General features: G+C 69.5%; 20 protein-coding genes. 2 read left to right on the forward strand and 18 right to left on the reverse strand.

Features of this window, described 5'->3' with window-relative positions; genetic code table 11:
• The first annotated feature begins 50 nt into the window (after nt 1-50).
• A complete protein-coding gene (gene gltA, locus ACE3Q8_RS12370; protein WP_374470573.1) occupies nt 51-1,334 on the forward strand; it encodes a citrate synthase in 1,284 nt (427 codons plus the stop codon).
• On the opposite strand, the gene lpxB is transcribed toward gltA, so the two are convergent.
• The 18 genes from lpxB to sidA form a co-directional block, all read right to left on the reverse strand.
• Nucleotides 1,331-2,506: a lipid-A-disaccharide synthase gene (gene lpxB, locus ACE3Q8_RS12375; protein WP_374470574.1), complete on the reverse strand. Its 1,176-nt coding sequence runs from the start codon at nt 2,504-2,506 to the stop codon at nt 1,331-1,333. The two genes, gltA and lpxB, sit on opposite strands and share 4 nt — an antisense overlap.
• A gap of 2 nt (nt 2,507-2,508) precedes the next feature.
• Nucleotides 2,509-3,342 carry an LpxI family protein gene (locus ACE3Q8_RS12380; protein ID WP_374470575.1) on the reverse strand — a complete coding sequence of 278 codons (834 nt, stop codon included), beginning with the start codon at nt 3,340-3,342 and terminating at the stop codon, nt 2,509-2,511.
• Entirely contained in the window at nt 3,342-4,139 is a 798-nt protein-coding gene (lpxA, locus tag ACE3Q8_RS12385) for an acyl-ACP--UDP-N-acetylglucosamine O-acyltransferase (protein ID WP_374470576.1), read from the reverse strand. The genes ACE3Q8_RS12380 and lpxA overlap by 1 nt, the downstream gene beginning before the upstream one ends.
• Nucleotides 4,136-4,609 (reverse strand): 3-hydroxyacyl-ACP dehydratase FabZ, encoded by a 474-nt coding sequence (gene fabZ / locus ACE3Q8_RS12390; protein ID WP_374470577.1) that lies wholly within the window; start codon nt 4,607-4,609, stop codon nt 4,136-4,138. Before fabZ ends, lpxA begins: the two co-directional genes overlap by 4 nt.
• Nucleotides 4,599-5,624 (reverse strand): UDP-3-O-(3-hydroxymyristoyl)glucosamine N-acyltransferase, encoded by a 1,026-nt coding sequence (lpxD, locus tag ACE3Q8_RS12395; protein ID WP_374470578.1) that lies wholly within the window; start codon nt 5,622-5,624, stop codon nt 4,599-4,601. The genes fabZ and lpxD overlap by 11 nt, the downstream gene beginning before the upstream one ends.
• Before the next feature lie 40 nt (nt 5,625-5,664).
• Nucleotides 5,665-6,354: an OmpH family outer membrane protein gene (locus ACE3Q8_RS12400; RefSeq protein ID WP_374470579.1), complete on the reverse strand. Its 690-nt coding sequence runs from the start codon at nt 6,352-6,354 to the stop codon at nt 5,665-5,667.
• A gap of 7 nt (nt 6,355-6,361) precedes the next feature.
• Nucleotides 6,362-8,767, reverse strand: a complete 2,406-nt coding sequence (gene bamA / locus ACE3Q8_RS12405) for an outer membrane protein assembly factor BamA (RefSeq protein ID WP_374470580.1) — start codon at nt 8,765-8,767, stop codon at nt 6,362-6,364.
• A 29-nt stretch (nt 8,768-8,796) separates the two neighbouring features.
• Nucleotides 8,797-10,008: an RIP metalloprotease gene (locus ACE3Q8_RS12410; RefSeq protein ID WP_374470581.1), complete on the reverse strand. Its 1,212-nt coding sequence runs from the start codon at nt 10,006-10,008 to the stop codon at nt 8,797-8,799.
• A gap of 10 nt (nt 10,009-10,018) precedes the next feature.
• Complete coding sequence (locus tag ACE3Q8_RS12415) at nt 10,019-11,215, reverse strand: 1-deoxy-D-xylulose-5-phosphate reductoisomerase (RefSeq protein ID WP_374470582.1); 1,197 nt, start codon at nt 11,213-11,215, stop codon at nt 10,019-10,021.
• A complete protein-coding gene (locus ACE3Q8_RS12420; RefSeq protein ID WP_374470583.1) occupies nt 11,203-12,045 on the reverse strand; it encodes a phosphatidate cytidylyltransferase in 843 nt (280 codons plus the stop codon). The genes ACE3Q8_RS12415 and ACE3Q8_RS12420 overlap by 13 nt, the downstream gene beginning before the upstream one ends.
• Nucleotides 12,023-12,796 carry a polyprenyl diphosphate synthase gene (uppS, locus tag ACE3Q8_RS12425; RefSeq protein ID WP_374470584.1) on the reverse strand — a complete coding sequence of 258 codons (774 nt, stop codon included), beginning with the start codon at nt 12,794-12,796 and terminating at the stop codon, nt 12,023-12,025. The genes ACE3Q8_RS12420 and uppS overlap by 23 nt, the downstream gene beginning before the upstream one ends.
• Before the next feature lie 41 nt (nt 12,797-12,837).
• Complete coding sequence (frr, locus tag ACE3Q8_RS12430) at nt 12,838-13,404, reverse strand: ribosome recycling factor (RefSeq protein WP_374470585.1); 567 nt, start codon at nt 13,402-13,404, stop codon at nt 12,838-12,840.
• Nucleotides 13,405-13,446: 42 nt separating this feature from the next.
• Complete coding sequence (pyrH, locus tag ACE3Q8_RS12435) at nt 13,447-14,166, reverse strand: UMP kinase (protein WP_374470586.1); 720 nt, start codon at nt 14,164-14,166, stop codon at nt 13,447-13,449.
• Between the two features lie 89 nt (nt 14,167-14,255).
• Nucleotides 14,256-15,194: a translation elongation factor Ts gene (gene tsf, locus ACE3Q8_RS12440; protein WP_374470587.1), complete on the reverse strand. Its 939-nt coding sequence runs from the start codon at nt 15,192-15,194 to the stop codon at nt 14,256-14,258.
• Between the two features lie 102 nt (nt 15,195-15,296).
• A complete protein-coding gene (gene rpsB, locus ACE3Q8_RS12445; RefSeq protein WP_374470588.1) occupies nt 15,297-16,118 on the reverse strand; it encodes a 30S ribosomal protein S2 in 822 nt (273 codons plus the stop codon).
• Nucleotides 16,119-16,306: 188 nt separating this feature from the next.
• On the reverse strand, nt 16,307-16,603 hold the full coding sequence (locus tag ACE3Q8_RS12450) for a hypothetical protein (RefSeq protein WP_374470589.1): 297 nt from the start codon (nt 16,601-16,603) through the stop codon (nt 16,307-16,309).
• Between the two features lie 11 nt (nt 16,604-16,614).
• Complete coding sequence (dnaE, locus tag ACE3Q8_RS12455) at nt 16,615-20,061, reverse strand: DNA polymerase III subunit alpha (RefSeq protein ID WP_374470590.1); 3,447 nt, start codon at nt 20,059-20,061, stop codon at nt 16,615-16,617.
• A 31-nt stretch (nt 20,062-20,092) separates the two neighbouring features.
• On the reverse strand, nt 20,093-20,182 hold the full coding sequence (gene sidA, locus ACE3Q8_RS12460) for a cell division inhibitor SidA (protein WP_257818091.1): 90 nt from the start codon (nt 20,180-20,182) through the stop codon (nt 20,093-20,095).
• Between the two features lie 125 nt (nt 20,183-20,307).
• On the opposite strand from sidA, the gene ACE3Q8_RS12465 reads away from it, so the two are divergent.
• The gene (locus ACE3Q8_RS12465) at nt 20,308-21,531 is read left to right on the forward strand and encodes a hypothetical protein (protein WP_374470591.1); all 1,224 of its coding nucleotides are present in this window, start codon (nt 20,308-20,310) and stop codon (nt 21,529-21,531) included.
• The last annotated feature ends 1 nt before the right edge of the window (nt 21,532 follow it).

Here is a 21,532-nt window from a genome sequence, read left to right on the forward strand (position 1 = left end):
TAAGGCCGCTCGAACGAGCGTTTCATCTCGCAATGGCGAAAGGGGTTCGCATGGGCGACACGGCGAAGATCGGCATCGGCGGCAAGACGGTCGAGCTACCGGTCCTGAAGGGCACGACGGGGCCTGACGTCGTAGACATCCGCAAGCTCTACGCCGAGACCGACACCTTCACCTACGACCCCGGCTTCACGTCGACGGCATCTTGCGAGAGCAAGATCACCTTCATCGACGGCGACAGGGGCGTGCTGCTGCACCGCGGCTACCCGATCGACCAGCTGGCCGAGCAGTCGAGCTTCCTGGAAGTCTGCTACCTGCTGCTGCACGGCGAGCTGCCGACGGCGACCGAGTTCGCCGAGTTCGAGCACAACATCACCTACCACACGATGGTGCACGAGCAGTTCGACCGCTTCTTCATGGGCTTCCGGCGCGACGCGCACCCCATGGCGATCATGGTTGGCGCCGTGGGCGCCCTGTCGGCCTTCTACCACGACAGCACCAACATCGACGATCCGGAGCAGCGGACGATCTCGGCCCATCGCCTGATCGCCAAGATGCCGACGATCGCGGCCCGGGCCTTCAAGTACTCCAAGGGCCAGCCGTTCGTTTACCCGCGCAACGACCTCTCCTACGCCGAGAACTTCCTGCGCATGTGCTTCTCGGTGCCGGCCGAGGACTGGAAGCCAAACCCGGTGCTGACCCGCGCCATGGACCGGATCTTCATCCTCCATGCCGACCACGAGCAGAACGCCTCGACCTCGACCGTCCGTCTCGCGGGGTCGTCGGGCGCCAATCCGTTCGCCTGCATCGCCGCCGGCATCGCCTGCCTCTGGGGGCCGAGCCACGGCGGGGCGAACGAAGAAGCCCTGAACATGCTGGCCGAGATCGGCTCGGTGGACCGCATCCCCGAGTACGTCCAGGGCGTGAAGGACCGCCGTTATCGCCTGATGGGCTTCGGCCACCGGGTTTACAAGAACTACGACCCGCGCGCGAAGGTGATGCAGCAGACCTGCCATGAGGTGCTGGCCGAAGTCGGTCACGCCGACGACCCGCTGCTGAAGGTGGCCATGGAGCTCGAGAAGATCGCGCTCAACGACCCCTACTTCGTGGAGCGGAAGCTCTATCCGAACGTCGACTTCTACTCGGGCATCACCCTGCGCGCCCTCGGCTTCCCGCCGGAGATGTTCACGGTGCTCTTCGCGCTCGCGCGGACCGTCGGCTGGATCGCCCAGTGGAAGGAAATGATCGAGGATCCGTCGCAGAAGATCGGCCGCCCGCGCCAGCTCTACACGGGCTCGCCGCAGCGCGACTACGTCGCGGTCGACAAGCGGGGCTAAGCGCCCCGCCTCTGGCGGACAATCTGCAGAACGGCTTCAGCGGCGGCCTCCGAGGGATCGGGGCCGCCGCGTCCCATTTGATCGAGCGCTTGGAACTGGCGCGCCACCTGCAGGCGGCGCAACTCCGGGTCGTCGAGGCGCCGCGCCACTTCCGCCGCAAGCCGCGGTCCGTCGCATTCGTCCTGGATCAGCTCTGGGGCCACGAAATCCTGGGCGGCGATGTTGAACAGCGTGACCCAGCGCGTGCGGATCAGCCGCTTCAGGATCGCATAGGTCACCGGGCCCAGCTTGTAGCCGACCACCATCGGGGCGCCGGCCAGCGCCAGCTCTGTGGTGACGGTGCCCGAGCAGGCGAGCGCCACGGTTGCGGCCTTCATGGCGTCGAGCTTGGCCCCCTCGCCTTCCAGCACATGCGCCCGATGCGGCCATCCGGCCACCCGCGCCTTGACCATCTCGGCCACCGTCGGGGCGGCGGGCACGACCACGTGCAGGCCGGGTCGCTCGGCCTTCAGGCGGTGCACGGCGTCCTCGAACGGCGGCAGGACCCGCTCGATCTCGCTTGGCCGGCTGCCAGGCAGGACGAGGAGGATCGGATCCTCGGGACCGGCGCCGATCTGCCGGCGCAGCCGGTCGGGGTCCGACCCGGAGAAGTCCATGTGCAGGGCGGAATTGCCGACGAAGGTGACGGGCAGGCCCTCGGCCTCGAAATAGGGCGCATCGAAGACGTGGATCGACAGCAGGTGGTCGACAGCGCGGGCCAGGGTCCGCGCGCGGCCCGGCCGCGACGCCCAGACCTGAGGCGCCACGTACTTCACGAGCGGCAGGTTCGGCTCCGCCTTCCGCAGCCGGTGGGCGACCCTCAGGGTGAAGCCCCAGGAGTCGATCAGCACCGCCACGTCGGGCGTCTCGCGGGCGGCGATGGCCGCGGTCTCCTGCGCCCGGCGAACGACGCGCCGCCAGGCCAGCAGCCCCTCGAGCAGGCCGAAGATCGACAGCTCGGTGATGTCGAACGGGCTCTGCACCCCCTCGGCCGCCATGTTGCGGCCGCCGACGCCCACGAACCGCACGCCGTCGCCCAGCCGTCGCCTCAGCGCGCGAGCCAGCCCGGCGCCGCGGTCATCACCGGAGGCCTCGGCGGCCACAAGCATAACGGTCAGCGGACGCTCCGCCATCGTCAGGCGGGCTCCACGCCCACGATGAAGACCCCGAGTTCGTCAGCGAGCTGGATCACCGCCTCGCGGTCGAGGACCAGCAGCCGGCCCGCCTCTCCCACGATGCCCGCAAGCCCGGCCCGGGCGACGCCCTCGACGGTGGCGAGGCCGATGGTCGGCAGGTCCACCCGCGTCTCCTGGATGGGCTTCGGCGCCTTGGCCAGCACGCCGCGCGGCGCTTCGGGACTGCCGCGAAGGGCGTGCGGCAGGTCGGCGACGCGCGAGAGCATGGCGTCGGTCCCCTCCTGGGCCTCCACCGCCAGCACCAGGCCGTCGCAGACCACGGCCCCCTGCCCCACGTCCAGTCGTCCGATGGCGCGCGCCACCTCCAGCGCCCGGGCCACATCGCCGCCGGCTTCCGGCGGCGGCGCATGCCGGCCCAGCGGCCCGGCAGGCAGGCCGAGGTCGTCCATCACCTCGTGCGCCCCTTCGACCGTGAAGCCTTCCTTCTCGAATTCGCCCACCAGGAAACGCAGCAGCGCGTCGTCGCCGCGACGGGCCGCGGCGATCGCACCCGGCAGCGCGGCCAGGCCGCGCATGTCGGGTACGAGCGAGCTGAAGTCCGGCCGGCTCACGTTCCCGGCCAGGCAGACCGCCTCGCAGCCGGCCCGCTTCAGCGCCTTGAAGCACTTGCCGAGTTCCGCCAGCCCCACCTCGGCGCCCGCATAGGGCGCGAGCCCGTCGCCCGCGAAGCCTTTCAGCCGGATGAGGAAGAGCGGCCGACCGGCGCGCTCGCAATGCCGGGCGATCTCCACGGGCAGGCTCCCGCCGCCGGCGATCAGCCCGAGCTTCTTCATCAGACCTCGCGGTCGGGCAGGCAGAGCGGTCGGCTGGCGTCGGCGCGGATGAAGTCGATGATCTCCATCACCTCCGGCGAGGCCGCATAGGTCTCGGCGGTATCCTCCAGCCGCTCCTGGAAGGTGCCTTCGTCGGCGAACAGCAGGCGGTAGGCGGCGCGGAGCGTGTTGATGCTCTCGCGGCTGAAGCCGCGGCGCTTCAGCCCCACCAGGTTCAGGCCCTCGAGGTGGGCGTGATTGCCCCACACCGAGCCATAAGGGATCACGTCCTTCACCACGGCCGCCAGGCCGCCGATCATGGCGTGCCGGCCGACCCGGGTGAACTGGTGAACGGCCGCGAGCCCGCCGACGATCACGTAGTCGCCGATCTGGCAGTGGCCGCCCAGCGTCGCTTGCTTGGTGAGGATCACGTGGTCGCCGACCACGCAGTCGTGCCCCACATGGCTCTCGATCATGTAGAAGCCGTTCGACCCGATGCGGGTGACCCCGCCGCCGTTCACGGTGCCCAGGTTCAGCGTCGCGTGCTCGCGGATCAGGTTATTGTCCCCGATCACCAGGCGGGTGTCCTCGCCCTTGTAGGCGGTGTGCTGCGGCGGACCGCCGAGCACAGCGAAGGGATAGACCTGGTTGTTCTCCCCGAGCTCGGTGGAGCCCTCGACCACAACGTGGCTATGCAGCTTGGTGCCCGCCCCGATGCGGACCTTCTCGCCCACCACGCAGAACGGGCCGACGGAGACGCCGTCGGCGAGCTCCGCGCCTTGGGCCACGAGGGCCGTCGGATGGATCTGGACGCTCACTGGGTGTTGACCACCATGGCGGCGAACTCGCACTCGGCGGCGACCTTGTCGCCCACCAGCGCTTGGCCGGCGAACTTGAACACGTCGCCCCGGTGGCGGATCACGCGCACCGGCATGCGGACCACGTCGCCCGGCCGTACCGGCGAACGGAAGCGGCAGTTGTCCGCCGACATGAAGAAGATTGCCTTGCCGGTCGTGTCCACCTCGAGCGACTTCGACATCAGCACGGCGCCCGTCTGCGCCATGGCCTCGATGAGCAGCACGCCCGGCATCACCGGGTAGCCCGGGAAGTGGCCCTGGAAGAACGGCTCGTTCACGGTCACGCACTTGATGCCGACGATGGACTCGTTCGGCCTGTACTCTTCCGCCCGGTCGACGAGCAGGAACGGGTAACGGTGCGGGATCCGGTCGAGGATCTCGGTGATGTCGATCTCGCCGGTTCCGTCGTTGACCGGGGCCTTACGGCTCATTCTCGGATCCCTCCTTGCGGGCCGCCATCTTGGCCAGCCACGCGGTCTCGCGCATCCACTTGCGGATCGACCTGGCGGGCATGCCGCCCCAGGTCTCGCCGGCAGGAATGTCCTTCATGACGCCGGCCGCCGCGCCCACGCGGGCGCCGTCGCCGATGGTCACATGGTCGGCGACCCCCGCCCGCCCGCCGAACTGGGCGCCGTCGCCGATCACGACGCTGCCGGAGATCCCGGTGTGCGCCGCCATCACGCAGTTGCGCCCGATGCGGACGTTGTGGGCGATCTGCACCAGGTTGTCGATCTTGGTGTTCTCGCCGATCACGGTGTCGTCGAAGGCGCCCCGGTCGACGCAGGTGTTGGCGCCGATGGTGACCCCGTCCTGCAGGATCACCCGCCCGAGCTGAGGCACGTCGATCAGGCCGCCGGCCCCGAGCGTTGCGCCGAAGCCCGGTTCCCCGATCACCGCGCCGCCCAGGATGCGCACCCGGTCTCCCAGCAGCGCGAAGCCGATGGTCACATTGGCCCCGATCTGACAGTCGCGGCCGATGGCCACGCCCGGCCCGATCACCGTGTTCGGGCCGATCACCGTGCCGTGGCCGATCTGGGCGCCCTCGCCCACCACGACTCCCGGGCCGAGCACAACTCCCTCCTCAAGCCGGGCGTCCGGCGAGATCGCCTCCGCGCCCGCGGCCACCCGTGGCCGGTGCAGCCGCTGGGCGCTCAGCGCATAAGCTGCCTGCGGGGCGGGCGTCACCAGCACCACGCAATCCTCAGGCGCGGCGGCCGCCTGGCTGGCCGGCAGGAAGCAGGCGCCGGCGCGCGACGCCCTTAGCGCGGCCGCGTGCCGGCGGTCTGAGAGGAAGGTGACGGTGTCGGCCTGGGCCTGGGCCAGGACGGCGACCGACCGCACGGGCCGATCGGCGGCGGTCGGGTCGCGAAGCTCGGCGCCGGTGAGCGCCGCCAGCTCCCCGAGGGCGACGGGACCGAGGTCTTCGAAGAAGCGCGGGTCGGGCATGGCGTCCTTATGGGCGAGCGCGACCCGCGCCCCGTCGTGTCTAGCGGCGGGTGGCCGGCGCCGGCGTCGTCGTCGCCGGGCGCGCGGCGCCGGCCTGACCGCCCGCCGCCGGGGTCGCCGGCTGCTGGTCGAGGCGCTCGCGTTCGATGGTGAACTGGGTGATCTTGGCGTTCAGCGCCTGGACCACACCCGGGGTGATGTCCATGGCCGGGTTGGCGATGACCACCGCTTCGCGGTTCAGCAGCACGGTGCACTGGCGCTGCTGGTAGACCTGCCGGATCAGCGGCTCCATCTCCTGCCCGACGCGGCCCATGGCGCGCTGCTCGGTGGCGGCCACTTCCCGCTCGCGCTGGGCGGCCCGGCGCTGCAAGGCGTTGGCCCGGACCTGGAGGCCCGACGCGCGCTGCTCGAAGGCGGTGCGGTCGAGGGTCGCGCGCTGGCCTTCCAGGGCGCGGGTCTCGTTCTCGATGGCGGTGCGCTCGCCGTTCAGCTCGGCGTTCACCTGCTGGACGATCTGGTCCATGCGGGTGGCGACGTGGCGGCCGACGGTGGAGCCGGCGATGGCGCCCTGGACAGACAGGATGCACATGCCCGCGATCGGCGCGCCATGGCTCACGGCCGGGGCCTGGGTGGTCTGGGCCGGGGCGGCGGCCTGCTGCGCGAACGCGGAGGAGCCCGCGCCCAGCGCGACGGCGGCGCACGCGACCGCGGCGAGAGTCTTGGAAGTCATGATGATGCTAGAACCTGGTTGAGGTGGAGAACCGGAAGGTTTCGGTCTTGTCGTAGTCTTCTTTGGCCAAAATCTGACTGAAGTCGAAGCGGATCGGCCCCATGGGCGAGCGCCAGAAGATGCTCAGGCCCGCGGCGGCGCGCAGCGACAGATCGTCCCGGATGGCCGGATTCCGCGTCCCGACCGGGCAGGTCGCCCCGTCGTCCCGGGTGCACAGCTTCTGCTCCTTGTCGAGCAGGCCGACCGTCCCGAACTCGGTGAACACCGCGGCCTTGATGCCGTACTGCTCGGGCAGGAAGGTCGGAACGGTCAGTTCCACGGTGCCGATGGCGTAGGCCTTGCCGCCCAGGGCGTCCTGGCGGCCCAGCGAGGTGTCGCGCGGACCGACGCCGGCGGTCTCAAAGCCGCGGAAGTTGGTGCCGCCCTTGAAGAAGCGGTCGTTGATCCGCACCTCGTCTCCGCTCCACCCGTCGATGTAGCCGGCCGAGCCGGTCACACTCAGGATGAAGTCGCGGTTGAAGCCATAGTACCAGCCGCCGTCCACCTCGGTGCGCAGGTAGTTCACGTCGCCGCCGACGCCCGCCAGGTCCTGGTTGGCCGCCACGTAGAAGCCGCGGGTCGGGTTCAGGTAGTCGTTCCGGCGATCGAGCCGGTAGCCGTAGCTGACCAGCGAGGTCAGGTACGAGCCGCGCTGGTCGCAGATCACAGACGAGATCAGGTTCTGGTTGCAGAGCTCGTCGTCGATCGAGACATCGTCGGTGCGCAGGGTGTAGCCCAGGCTGCCACGCGAGTTCAGGCTGAGCGGGAAGCTCAGGCGCACGCCCGTGCCCAGCGACTCGCTCTTGTAGGCCGAGTACTCGGTCAGGTCGTACATGTAGTAGTAGGCGTCCAGGCCGGCGGCGAGGTCGCGGCCAAGGAAGCGCGGCTCGGTGAAAGAGAAGTCCGCCTGCTGGCGCAGCGAGCCCAGGGACACCCGGGCGCGCACGTTCTGCCCGCGGCCGCGGAAGTTCCGCTGGGTGACGCCCAGGTCGATGACGAGCTGGTCGACCGACGAGTAGCCGGCGCTGAACGAGAGTTCGCCCGTGGGCTGCTCCTCCACCTGCACGCGCAGGCCGGTGCGGTCCGGCGCAGAGCCCGGCACCTCGGTGATCTCGACTTCCTTGAAGAAGCCGAGACCGCGGATCTGATTGCGCGAGCGGTCGACCAGCGCGCGGTTGTAGGCGTCGCCTTCCGAGACGTTCATCTCGCGGCGGATCACGTAATCGAGGGTCGCGGTGTTGCCGACGATGTCGATCCGGTCGACATAGACCCGCGGGCCTTCGTTCACCTGGAAGACCACGTCCACCAGCCCGGTCTCGCGGTTCGGCGTATAGCGCGGCCGGACGTCCACGAAGGCGAAGCCGGCGGCGCCGGCGGCGAAGGTGAGCGCGTCGGTGGCCTGCTCGATGGCCTCGTCCTGATAGGTCTGGCCCGACCGGATCGGCACGAGCGCGGTCAGCACCTGCTTGTCGAGCTTCTGCAGCTCGGTCTCGACGCTGATCTTGCCGAACTTGTACTCGCGGCCCTCCTCGAGGGTGTAGGTGACCACGAAGCCGTTCTTGTCGGTGGCGAGCTCGGCGACCGCGGATCCGACACGGAAGTCGTAGAAGCCGCGGTTCCGGTAGTGCTTCCGGAGCTGCTCCTTGTCGTATTCAAGCCGATCGGGGTCGTAGTTCGCGTTGTTCGAGAAGAAGCGGTACCAGCGCGACTGCTCGGTGACGACCACGTCGCGGAGGTCGTTGTCTGAGAACTCCCGGTTGCCCAGGAAGTTGACCCGCAGCACGCCGCTCTTCGGGCCCTCGTCGATCTTGAAGATGAGGTCGACGCGGCGCTGCGGCAGCTCGACGATCTGCGGCGTGACGTTCGCCGAGATCCGGCCGGAGCGGCGGTAGAGCTCGACGATCCGCTGGACGTCGGACTGCACCTTGGCCCGGGTGAAGATCCCGCGCGGGCGGACGCTCACCTCGTCGCGGAGCTTGTCTTCCTTGAGGCCCGAGTTCCCCTCGAAGATCACCCGGTTGATGATCGGGTTCTCGACCACGGTGATGACCAGGTCGCCGGCCTGGAAGTCGATCTTCACGTCGGCGAACAGGTCCGTCTGGAACAGCGTCTTCAGCGCCAGGTCCAGGCGTTCGGCGTTCACCGCCTCGCCCGGCTGAATCGGCAGGTAGGAGACGACGGTCGCCTGCTCGATGCGCTCATTGCCGCGCACGATGATCCGCTGCACGACGCCCGAGGCTTCGGCGGGGAGAACGGCCGGAGGCGCCGCTGGCTGTTGGGCGAGGGCCAAGCCGGGGGCGACCAGGGCGGTCGAGCCCAGAAGCAAGGCAAGGCCTGTGGCAAGCGCAGCGCGACGGGCGCAGTGTTGGTGCATCGAATCAGCCGTTTGGGAAAACCGGAGGGCTAGGAGAATAGCCCGCCGAAGAGATTGAACACACGCAGGCGCTGCAGATCGTTCCAGGTCGCGAACAACATCAATCCTAGCACCAGTGCAAGGCCCACCCGGTACCCTGCCGCCTGAACCTTGGCAGCAAGTGGGCGGCGGGCGGCCGCCTCGTAGGCATAGAAGAGCAGGTGTCCCCCGTCGAGCACGGGGATCGGCATCAGGTTGAGGAATCCGATGCCCACGGAGATGTTGGCGACCAGCAGCAGGATGGTGAGGAAGCCGTTGCGGGCGAAGCTGCCCACGTCGTGCGACACCTCGACGTTCTGCTTGGTGAGCTCGCCCGAGATCTGCGCCATGCCGAGCGGCCCGGAGAGCTGCTCCGCCGTCTCCCGGCCGGACAGCATGCGGCCGATGTAGAAGACGGTCGTGGTGACCACCTCCTGGGTGCGCTCGAGGCCGCCCGCCACCGCCGCCACCGGGCCCAGCCGGTCGAACCGGATCTCGGCGTTCTCGAAGGCGATGCCGATTCGGCCCAGCCGCTGCGTCCGGCCGAGGCTGTCCACCACGGCTCCGCGCTCCGGCGTCACCACCAGGTGCAGCACCCGGCCGCCGCGCTCCACCGTGAAGTCGGTGGGCATGCCGCTGCGCAGGACGATGAGCTGTTTGACCGCATCCGGAGTCTTGATCTGTCGACCCTCGGCCTCGACGATCAGGTCGCCCGGCCGCAGGCCGGCGCGCTCGGCCGGCGTGCCCGGCTCCACACGGGCGACCCGGGCGGACTGGATCGGTTCGCCCAGGACCATCAGCAGGCCCGCGAAGATCACGATCGCCAGGAGGAAGTTGGCCACCGGCCCCGCGGCGGTGATCACCGCCCGCTGCCAGAGCGGCTTGAAGTGGAAGTACTGGGAGAGCGCCGCCTCCCCTTCCCGCGCCACCAGGTCCCGGCGCAGGGCGTCGAGGTCGTCGCGGTCCGGCACGCTCGCGGCGTTGTCGTCCCCCGCGAACCGGACGTAGCCGCCGAGCGGCAGCCAGCCGACGCGCCACTGCACGCCGTGACGGTCCCGCCACTGGGCCACCGCCTTGCCGAAGCCGATGGAGAACTGGTCGATCTTGGTGCCCAGCCAGCGCGCCGCCAGGAAGTGGCCGAGCTCGTGCACCGTGACCACCACGCCCAGCACAATGAGGAACGGGACGATGTAGATCAGGGCGCTTTGCAGGAAGCCGATCATCGGGACTCCATCAGGCCTGGGCCATTAGACCGGACACCACCTCGTCCGCCACCCGTCGCGCCGCCGCATCCGTCGCGCGCGCGTCCTCCAGCGCGTCGCCGGAGCCCGCTCCCAGATCCTCGCGCGCCATGCGCTCGAGGGTCTCGGAAACCACCTCGGCAATATCGAGAAAGCGGATTTTCCGGTCAAGGAAGGCGGCCACGGCAATCTCGTCGGCGGCGTTCATCACCGCCGGCGCACGGCCGCCGGCTGCCAGCGCCTCCTTGGCGATCCGCAGCGCCGGGAAGCGCTCCAGGTCGGGATCCTCGAAGGTGAGCTGGCCGGCCCTGGCGAGGTCCAGCCGCTGGGCCGGCCATGGCAGCCGGTCGGGCCAGGCGTAGGCGCAGGCGATCGGCGCGCGCATGTCGGGCGGGCCGAGCTGCGCCAGGGTCGAGCCGTCCCGGTACTCCACCAGGCTGTGGACGATCGATTGCGGGTGAATCAAGACCTCGACGCGCTCCGCGGGCATGGAGAACAGGTAGGCGGCCTCGATGACCTCAAGGCCCTTGTTCATCATGGTCGCGGAATCGACCGAAATCTTGGCGCCCATGTTCCAATTCGGATGGGCGAGCGCCTGCTCCGGCGTCGCATGGGCCATCTGCTCGCGGCTCCAGCCGCGGAACGGCCCGCCGGAGGCGGTCAGGATCAGGCGGTCGACATTGTGGGCGTTGCCGGGGTCGAAGACCTGGAAGATGGCCGAATGCTCGGAGTCCACGGGGATCACCACGCCACCCGCCAGCTTGGCGGTGCGCAGCAGCGACGGCCCGGCGCAGATCAGGCTCTCCTTGTTGGCGAGCGCGACCACGGCGCCGGCCTTCGCGGCCGCGAGGGTCGGCTCCAGCCCCGCGAAGCCGACGATGGCCGACATCACCCACTGAGCGTCGGCGGCGGCCGCGTCGGCCACCGCGGCCGCGCCGGCCGCGGTCTCGATGCCCGAGCCCGCCAGCCGCTCGCGCAGTTCCGGCAGCTTGCCCTCGTCCTGGATGACCACCAGCTTCGGCCGCCACCGGCGGGCCTGCTCGGCCAACCGCTCGGCGTTGCGCCCGGCGGCAAGCGCGGTGACCTCCACCTCCACCCCGGCCTTCTCGAACAGGTCGAGCGTCGAGACGCCGATCGAGCCGGTGGAGCCCAGGACGGAGACCTTGCGCGGCAGGCTCAATGTCCCCACCCCCAATGATTGACGAGACGGGCGGCCGACATCACCACCACGGCGAACATCAGCCCGTCCACCCGATCGAGCAAGCCGCCGTGGCCGGGGATCAGGTCGCCGGAATCCTTCACGCCGAAGCGTCGCTTGATCGCCGACTCCCACAGGTCGCCGGCCATGGTGGCGAGGCCCACGAGCAGACCGATCAGGGCCGCAGCGGCGAGATTGAGCTGGAAGACCGACCAGGCCGACATCAGCGTGCCGGTGGCCATGGCCGCCGCGAGGCCGCCGATGAAGCCGGACCAGGTCTTGTTGGGCGAGAACCGGGGCCAGAGCTTCGGGCCCTTCAGCGTGCTGCCGACTGCGAAGGCGCCGATGTCGGCGGCCCAGGTGACCGCGAACAGCATCAGCGTCCACCAGTGGCCCTGGGCGGACATGGTGTGGTCGGTATCCCGGAGCCAGACGAGGCAGATGCAGGCGGGTGCGATGTAGAGCACGCCGAACGCCGCGTCCGCCGGCCGCTCGGCGACGCCGCGGGCCACGAGGGCGGCGGCCGCCGCCCCCACCACCATGGCCAGCCAGGCGAGGCCGAAATGGTCCTGGTGCGCCAGGAAGACGGCCGACAGCACCGCGACGGTCACGGCCAGCGACACCCGCACAGGTGCGTAGGGGGCGCTCATCCCGCCCCATTCGATGGACAGCAGCGCCACCGCCACGGCGATGACCACGAGGAAGACCCAGCCGCCGATCCAGGTGGCGAACAGCGCGCCCGGCACGAGCACCACGGCCGAGGCGATGCGCAGGCCGAGGTTGGACCAGTCGAAGCGTCTAGCCGGCGGCAAGGACGTCATCGGCCGCGAGGGCCCCATAGCGCCGGTCGCGGGCGCCGAAGGCGGCCAGCGCCGCCTTCAGGTGCTCGTGGCCGTAGTCCGGCCACAGCACGTCCTGGAAGACCAGTTCGGCGTAGGCGGCCTCCCACAGGAGGAAGTTCGACAGCCGCTGCTCGCCGGAGGGGCGGATGATCAGGTCGGGCGGCGGCGAGCCGGCCGTGGCCAGGTGTCCGGCGAACACCTGCTCCGTCAGGTCCGACGGGCGGGCGCGGCCCGCGGCCACCTCTTCGGCGAAGCGCCGGGCCGCCTCGGTGATGTCGGCCTGGCCGCCGTAGTTGAACGCGATGTTGAGGAAGAAGCGGTCGTTGTGGGCGGTCCGCGCCTGGGCGTCCTCGATGATCCGGACCAGCTCGGCCGACAATCCCTCGCGCCGGCCGATCACCCGCACCCGCACGCCCTCGCGCTCGAGCCTCGCGATGTCGCTCTCGAAGTAGCGCTTCGGCAGGGCCATCAGCTCGGAGACTTCCGAGGCCGGCCGGCTCCAGTTCTCGGTGGAGAAGCCGAACACGGTCAGCCAGCGCACGTTCAGTTCGGCCGCGGCCGAAACCGTGCGCTTCAGCGCGTCGACCCCGGCGCGGTGGCCCAGCGTGCGCGGCAGGCCGCGCTTCTTCGCCCACCGGCCGTTGCCGTCCATGACGATCGCCACGTGCAGCGGGGCCGCCGCGCCCTCGTCGGGCGCGCCCTCGGAGCGGGGCTTCTTCTGGGCGGCCATGCGGCTGGGTTCCTGGACGGCGGGAACGGACGGGCAGGTCCTTAGACCTGCATGATCTCTTGTTCCTTGGTCTTCAAGGCCTCGTCGATGCGCTTGATGGCCTCGTCGGTCATCTTCTGCACCTCGCCTTCCATGCGCTTCTGCTCGTCCTGGTTGATCGCCCCGTCCTTCTCGGCCTTCTTCAGGTCGTCGTTGGCGTCGCGGCGCACGTTGCGGACGGCGATCTTCTGCTGTTCGGCGTACTTGCCGGCCACCTTGGCGAGTTCCTTGCGGCGCTCCTCGGTCAGCGGCGGGATCGGGATGCGCAGGTTCTGACCGTCGACCACGGGGTTCAGGCCCAACCCGGCGGAGCGGATCGCCTTCTCCACGGACACGACCATGCCGCGGTCCCAGACGTTCACCGACAGCATGCGGGCTTCCGGGACGCTCACGGCGGCGACCTGGTTGAGCGGCATCGAGGAGCCGTAGGCCTCCACGTGCACCGTATCCAGCAGGCTGGCCGAGGCGCGCCCGGTGCGCAGGCCGCCGAACTCCTCCTTCAGGGCCGCGACGGCCTTGTCCATCCGATCCCTGTACTTGGACAGAACCGGCTTTTCCGTGGTGGCCATGGACGTGTCTCCCGTCTCTCGAACCTGTGACTCAAGCGGCGCTCAGGCGATGGTCGTATAGACCCCCTCGCCCTTCAGCACCTTCAGGAAATTTCCCCGTTCGCGGATGGAGAACACCACGATCGGGATCTGGTTGTCGCGCATGAGGCTGGTGGCCGAAGCGTCCATGACGCGCAGATCCTTCGCCAGCACCTCCTGGTAGTCCAGGGTCTCGTAGCGCTGGGCGGTGGCGTCCTTCTTCGGATCGGCCGTGTAGACGCCGTCGACGCTCGTGCCCTTGAACAGCGCGTCGCAGCCCATCTCGGCCGCGCGCAGCGCCGCGCCCGTATCCGTGGTGAAGAACGGCGCACCGACGCCAGCGGCGAAGATCACCACCCGGCCCTTCTCCAGATGCCGGAGCGCGCGTCGGCGGATGTAGGGCTCGCAGATCGCCTCCATGGGAATGGCCGACTGGACCCGCGTGTAGACCCCGATCTTCTCCAGCGCGCCCTGCATGGCCAGCGCGTTCATCACCGTCGCCAGCATGCCCATGTAGTCGGCGCTCGCCCGCTCCATGCCCCGGCCGGCGAGCGAGACGCCGCGGAAGATGTTGCCCCCGCCGATCACCAGGCAGAGCTCGACGCCGGACTTCACCACCTCGGCGATGTCCTCCGCCGTGCGGTCCAGCACGCCCGTGTCGATGCCGAAGGGCTGGTCGCCCATCAGGGCCTCGCCCGAAACCTTGAGCAGGACACGTTTGTAGCGCGGCTGGACGTCGGGCATGGGCGATCCGGTACGAAAGCGGGGAAGTAGATATACCAAGGGCGCGAACCGCGTCGACGCGGCCGCGCCCTTGTTTTGTCGTAAGGCTGTTAGGCCTGGCCGGTCATCGAGGCGACTTCGGCGGCGAAGTCGGCTTCCGGAGCCTTCTCCACGCCTTCGCCCAGGGCGAAGCGCACGAAGCCCTTCACCGTCACCGGCGCGCCGACTTCCTTGGCGGTCTCGGCGACCAGTTGCTCGATGGTCTGGTCGGGGTTCATCACGAAGGGTTGCTTCAGGAGGACGACTTCCTCCTGCCACTTGCGGATGCGGCCCTCGACCATCTTCTCGGCGATCTCGCGCGGCTTGCCCGATTCCATCGCCGTCTGGGTCTGGATCTCGCGCTCCTTCGCCACGACCGCCGGATCGAGCTCGTCGGAGTTCAGCGCCAGCGGCGGGGTCGGCGTGCCGGCCACGTGCATGGCGATGCGACGGCCCACTTCCTTCAGCTTGTCGGCGTCGCCGGTGCTTTCCAGAGCCACGAGCACGCCCAGGCGCGCCACCCCTTCGCCCTGCACATTGTGCAGGTACATGGCGACGGCGCCCTGCTCGACCTCGAGCTTGGCGGTGCGGCGCAGGCGCATGTTCTCGCCGATGGTCGCGATCAGGTTCGTGATCATGTCGCTGATGACTTCGCCGTCGGCGGTCTTCGCGTCATGGATCTGGTCGAGCGTGTTCAGCGCGATCGCGGTGGCCGCGATGTTGCGGGCCGCGGCCTGGAACTTGTCGTTCTTGGCCACGAAATCGGTCTCGGCGTTCAGCTCGATGAGCACGCCCTTGCGGCCGTGATCGCTGACCAGGCCGGCCACGAGGCCCTCGGCCGCGGCGCGGTCGGACTTCTTGGCGGCCTTCGAGAGGCCCTTGGTGCGCAGCCAGTCCATGGACGCTTCGAGGTCGCCGCCGTTCTCCTGCAGCGCCTTCTTGCAGTCCATCATGCCCGCGCCGGACTTTTCGCGCAGGTCCTTGACCAGCGCAGCGGTGATCTCCGCCATGGTCAGCTCCTTCAGGTTGAAATCCGACGGGCCCCCAGAATGGAGGCCCGCCATCAAGGTCTTGTGTCGGTCGGGCGCAGGGACTGCGCCCGGGCGACGTTCTTACTGCTGCTCGGGCGCGGCTTCGGCGCCGGCCTCGGCGGCCGGAGCTTCAGCGGCTTCCGGAGCCAGCTCACGAGCCAGGGCCGGCTCGACGGGGGCTTCGGAGGCGCCGAGATCGACGCCCGAGGCGGCCTGGCCGGCCGCCAGGCCGTCGAGGATCGCGTCGGCCATCAGGTCGCAGTAGAGCTGGATGGCGCGGGCCGCGTCGTCGTTGCCCGGGATCGGATAGGTGATGCCGTCCGGATTGCAGTTGGTGTCGAGGATGGCGATCACCGGGATGTTCAGCTTCCGGGCTTCCTGGATCGCGATCGCTTCCTTGTTGGTGTCGATCACGAACATCAGGTCGGGGATGCCGCCCATGTCCTTGATGCCGCCCAGGCTCAGCTCGAGCTTGTCCTTCTCGCGGGTGAGCGTCAGCAGCTCCTTCTTGGAGCGGCCCTGGCCTTCGCCCTCGACGAGGCCTTCCAGCTCACGCAGGCGCTGGATCGAGCCCGAGACGGTGCGCCAGTTGGTGAGCGTGCCGCCCAGCCAGCGGTGGTTCACGTAGTACTGGGCGCAGCGCCGCGCGGCCGTGGCGATCGGGTCCGACGCCTGGCGCTTGGTGCCGACGAACAGGATCCGGCCGCCGGACGCGGCGACTTCGCGGACCTTCACCAGGGCCTGGTGCAGCAGCGGGATGGTCTGCGACAGGTCGATGATGTGGATGTTGGAGCGGCTGCCGAAGATGTAGCGCTCCATCTTCGGGTTCCAGCGGTGCGTCTGGTGGCCGAAGTGCGCGCCCGACTCGAGCAGTTGGCGCATGGAAAATTCAGGCAGAGCCATCGTCTGTGTCTTCTCTTTCTTCCGGTTGGACCGCCGCAGGCAAACCCTCCGAAGAGGACCGGAACGGACAGGACGGGATGTCTCCCCGACCGGGCCGCACACCTGCGTGTGGATTGGAGCGGCGCATGTAGGGTGAAAGCGCCGGAAAATCAAGACGGGGCGGCGCGCGGCACCCGGCGGCTCGCCGTCTACTTCTTCTTGGGCTTGCCGTCCGGACCGAAAAGGCTGGTCGGGGCGTCGGACTTCCAGGGTTCGTGAGGCTTGAACGCCGGGGAAGACGGCGCGGTCGTGGGGGCCTTGGCCGCGGAGGTCGGCGGCGCCGGCGGCCTGGGCAGGCCGAAGTCGGCTTTCGGCGCCGTCCTCGGGCCGCCGGGCGAGAAGGTCCCGTAACCGCCGGGCTTCCGGCCCGGGTTGAAGCCGCCCTGCGCGAGGGCGGGCCCGGCGACGGCGATCGCCAGGTCGACGGCGAGATGCGCGAGACGCATGGCTCCCTCCTCTACAGATCCTCCACGAACACCACGCCGGGCGCGGTCTTGAGCGCCCCGCGCACCGCCCCGTTCAGAGTGAAGCGGCCGGGAAGCTTCAGCTCCACCTCGCGACCCTGGCCGAGGCCGGCCACCAGCAGGATCTCGCCACCGCGGGGATCGGTGACCCCCTCCAGGCGCTTCTTCAGGGCCTCGATCTCGGCGCTGCGGGGCGCCACGTGGACGCGCAGGCCGGCGACGGCGTTCTCGATCGCCTTCTCCACGGGAACGGCGTCGTCGCCGAAGAAGCGGACCTCGCCCTCGCTCGCCTTGGCGCGGACACGGATCGACACCGCCTTGCCAGGCTCCAGGAAATCGCGGCAGCGGCGCAGCGTCTCGGGCGGGAAAAGCACCTCGTATTCGCCGGTGGGATCGGAGAGCGTCACGAAGGCGAACTTCTCGCCCGTGCGCCCGGGCTTCTCCAGCTTGCGGCGGACGATGCCGGCCATCCGCAGGGCCTCGGCCCCGCCCAGCGCCTTGGCCACGGCCTCGGTGTAGAGGTCGGTGCGCTTGCGGCGGAGGGCCTCGACCATGTCTTCCAGCGGGTGGCCGGAGAGATAGAAGCCGATGGCCGCCAGCTCCTCGTCCAGGCGCTCGGTCGGCGTCCAGGGCTCGCGCTTCGGCATCTTCTTCTTCTGGGCGGCGGCCAGGTGGTCGGTGGCGTCGCCGAACAGCACGGCCTGGTCCGAGGCGCGCTGGCTGGCCACGCTCTGGGAGAAGCCGATCAGCAGGTCCGCCGCCTCCACGAGCTGGGCGCGGTTCGGATGGATGCTGTCGAACGCGCCAGCTCGGGCCATGGTCTCGAAGGTGCGCTTGTTGACCAGCTTCGGGTCCACCCGCTCGACGAAGTCGAAGATGTCGCGGAACGGGCCGCCCTCGCGGCGGATCTCCACCACGTGCTGCATGGCCTGGAGGCCGACGTTGCGGATGGCGCCGAGGGCGTAGAGCACCTCCCCGTCCTCCACCTCGAAGTCCGCCGCCGAGCGGTTGATGTCCGGAGGGCAGATCTTCACGCCGAACCGCTTGGCGTCCTGGTAGAACACCGACAGCTTGTCGGTGTTGGCGATGTCGAGGCTCATCGAGGCGGCGAAGAACTCGACGGGCGCGTTCGCCTTGAGCCAGGCGGTCTGGTAGCTGATGAAGGCGTAGGCGGCCGCGTGGGACTTGTTGAAGCCGTAGCCGGCGAACTTGTCCACCAGGTCGAAGATGGCGCCGGACTGGGCCGGCGGGATGCCGTTCTTCTCGGCCCCGTCGACGAAGCGCGCCCGCTGCGCGTCCATCTCCTCCTTCTTCTTCTTGCCCATGGCGCGGCGCAGGAGGTCGGCTTCGCCAAGGCTGTAGCCCGCCAGGATCTGGGCGATCTGCATCACCTGTTCCTGGTAGACGATGATGCCGTAGGTCTCGTTCAGCACCGGCGCCAGCGTCGGGTGCAGGGTGTCGATCGGCTTGCGGCCGAACTTGCAGTCCACGAAGGCCGGGATGTTGTCCATCGGCCCCGGGCGGTACAGCGCGCCGATGGCGGTCACGTCCTCGATGGAGTTCGGACGGAGCTGGCGAAGGGTGTCGCGCATCCCCTGCCCTTCGAGCTGGAAGACCCCCACCGTCTGGGCGTTGCTCATCAGCTCGTAGGTCTTGGCGTCGTCGAGCGGCAGGGCGGCCATGTCCACGCGCGCCCCGCGCTTCTCCATGTACTTCAGCGCCCGGTCGATGACGGTGAGCGTCTTCAGGCCCAGGAAGTCGAACTTCACCAGGCCCGCGCTTTCCACCCACTTCATGTTGAACTGTGTGGCCGGCAGTTCGGAACGCGGATCGCGGTAGAGCGGGGTCAGCTCGGTGAGCGGCCGGTCGCCGATCACCACGCCGGCGGCGTGGGTCGAGGCGTTGCGGTAGAGGCCCTCGAGCTGGAGGGCGATGTCGAGCAGGCGGGCCACGCCCTCGTCGTCCCGGCGCGCCTCCTTCAGCCTGGGCTCGATGTCGATGGCCTGCGCCAGCGTCACCGGGTTGGCCGGGTTGGCCGGCACCATCTTGGCCAGCCGGTCGACCTGGCCGAGGGGGAGCTGCAGCACCCGGCCGACATCGCGCAGCACGGCGCGGGCCTGCAGGGTGCCGAAGGTGATGATCTGGGCCACCCGGTCACGGCCGTAGCGCTGCTGGACGTAGTTGATCACCTCCTCCCGCCGCTCCTGGCAGAAGTCGATGTCGAAGTCGGGCATCGAGACCCGCTCCGGGTTCAGGAAGCGCTCGAACAGAAGGCCGTAGCGCAGCGGGTCGAGGTTGGTGATGGTGAGCGCATAGGCGACCAGGGAGCCGGCCCCCGAGCCCCGCCCCGGCCCCACGGGGATCTCGTGCGCCTTCGCCCACTTGATGAAGTCCGACACGATCAGGAAGTAGCCGGGGAACCCCATCTGGGTGATGACCCCGATCTCCCGCTCGAGCCTCGCCTCGTACTCCTCCGCCGGGGCGGAGTTGGCTTCGCCGCGCGACATGCGAAGCTTCAGCCCCTCGCGGGCCTGGTGGGCCAGTTCCTCGGCTTCGGAGCGGCCGCCCTCGGTCGGGAAGCGCGGCAGCAGCGGATCGCGCTTGTGCACCATGAAGGCGCAGCGCCGGGCGATGTCGAGGGTGTTGTCGCAAGCCTCCGGCAGATCGGCGAACAGGGTCCGCATCTCGGCCGCCGGCTTGAACCAGTGCTCGGGCGTGATCCGCCGCCGCTCGTCCTGGCCGATGAAGCTGCCGTCGGCGATGCAGAGCAGCGCATCGTGCGCCGTGTACATGGCCGCCTTGCCAAAATAGCAGTCGTTGGTGGCGACGAGCGGCACGTCCTCGTCATAGGCGAAGGCGACCAGTTCACCCTCCGCCGCGGCCTCGCCCGGCGTGCCGTGGCGCTGCAGTTCCACATAGAAGCGGTCGCCGAAGACCCGCTTCATCTCGCGGAGCGCCGCGCGCCCCTCCGCGACCTTCTTGCCGGAGGCCATCAGGTGGTCGACCGGCCCGTCCGGGCCGCCGGAGAGCAGCAGCAGTCCCTCGGAATGCTCCGCGACGCGCGACCAGGGCACGTGCGGCTCCTCGGTCCCATCGTTCTCCACGTAGGCGATGGAAGAGAGCTCGCAGAGGTTCAGGTACCCCTTCTCGCTTTGGGCGATCAGCACGACGGTGGGCGTCTTGGCCCAGCGCTCCGGCGGGCGTTCGCCGATCCCGGAGACCGGCAGGGCGCACGCGATGATCGGCTGGACGCCGGCGCCCTTGGTGGCCACCGAGAACTCCAGGGCCCCAAACAGGTTGGCCCGGTCGCAGAGCGCCACGGCGGGCATGCCGTGGTCCTTGGCCATCGCGCCGATCTTGTCGGCCTTGATGGCCCCTTCGAGCAGCGAATAGGCGGAGCGGACCCGCAGGTGGACGAAGCCTAGACCCTCTTCGCTCAACCCGGCCCTCTCCCCCATCCGGCTCATGGCGTCACCCCACGTGAGCCGCCACAGCGCACATCATCCAGACAAAGCTGGCGACAGAGGCAAAAGCCAGTGATTCCCGGGCCAGACGAACCATGTGCGACGTTCCTGCTGTGGGCGTCCTGTGGACAGCCGGTTGATCGTTCCGGGTTCGTTCTTATTCCGGTTTTGTTCTCCCCGTCAAGCGTGCTACGGCTGAGCTTCGGAATCGGAGCTCTTCGCATGCTGACGCGCGCCCTCCTCGCCGCATTCGCCATGACGTTCGCCGCCGCACCGCCGGCGACGGCCCAGAGCGGGCGCATGTTCCAGGCGCTTCCGCCAGCCAATTGCGGGACGCCGCTCGCCGCCACGGGCAAGGCCCTGGCGTTCAAGGCGCCGCTCGATGCGGCGAGCCGCTCGGGCCTGATGGCGGGCCTGTTCCTCGCCCTCCGCGATCCCACTGGCCAGGGCTGGTCCGAGACCGACCTGAAGACGGCCGGCCGCTGCCCGGTGGCGCGGTTCGCCGCCGGTGACGCGGTCTGGACGCTGGTCTCCGGCGCAGGCAGCGCGCCGCCGCGGATGGCCGTCGCCGCTGGACGGCGCGACGGCTGGTTCCTCGTCCGGGGCCCATCGCCGTCCGATGCTGAAGCCTGGAGCCGGACACGCCGGGGCCTGCCGGAGGCCACGACGCCCCACGCCTACTATCTGGTGAGCCAGACAGGCCACGACCCGATGTTCCTGTACAAGGTCTACGACGGCCCGCCCGCCGCCGCGCTGCTCGCCGACGACATCGCCGCCGCCCTGGAAGGCGACGCCGAGGCCATCGCCGCCTACACCGAGGAGGGCGGGGCCGTGTCCCTGCTGCTGGACACGGCGGCGGGCGCGCGCGCCGAACTGTTCCGACCGGCCAGCATCACCGTGTCTGCGCCCGCCAGCCTCTTCGCACCCGATGGCCGGCTGGTGACGGAAACCGGCGGCGGTGACTGGGTGTTGCGCGGCTCAGGGTTCGCCTGCCGTAGCGCCCATGGGGCCTTCCAGCGCATCCGCGTCCAGGTTCTGGACGTCCGGGACGAGGCGCTGGACCTGGCCTGCGCCTGGTCGACGGACGAGAGCTGGACCGTGCTGGACGTGACCTTCATGCCCGACAAGGCCAAGGACAAGGCCTATGTCGCCGAGCGGATCCGGCAGGAGGAGGAGGCGTTCGGCGTAACCCGCAGGTTCTCCAAGCTGCCCACGGGACGGGACAGCCCGGTGATCGCCGGGCGGTGGTGGGTCGACAAGGAGGACGTGCTGCAGACCATGTACGTCATGCGCCGCGGCGACTACCTCTTCGAACTGCGCCAGGGGCTCCCGAACCGGAACGAAATCGAGTCCGCCAACGAGATCGGCCTCGCCCTCATTGATCAGGTCGCCGCCCCGGGTGAGGCCGGCCAGCCCAGCATCGACGCCTGGCGCTCGAAACGCTGAC

The sequence above is a fragment of the Phenylobacterium sp. genome (assembly GCF_041913825.1).
In the GTDB taxonomy this organism is placed as follows: domain Bacteria; phylum Pseudomonadota; class Alphaproteobacteria; order Caulobacterales; family Caulobacteraceae; genus Phenylobacterium.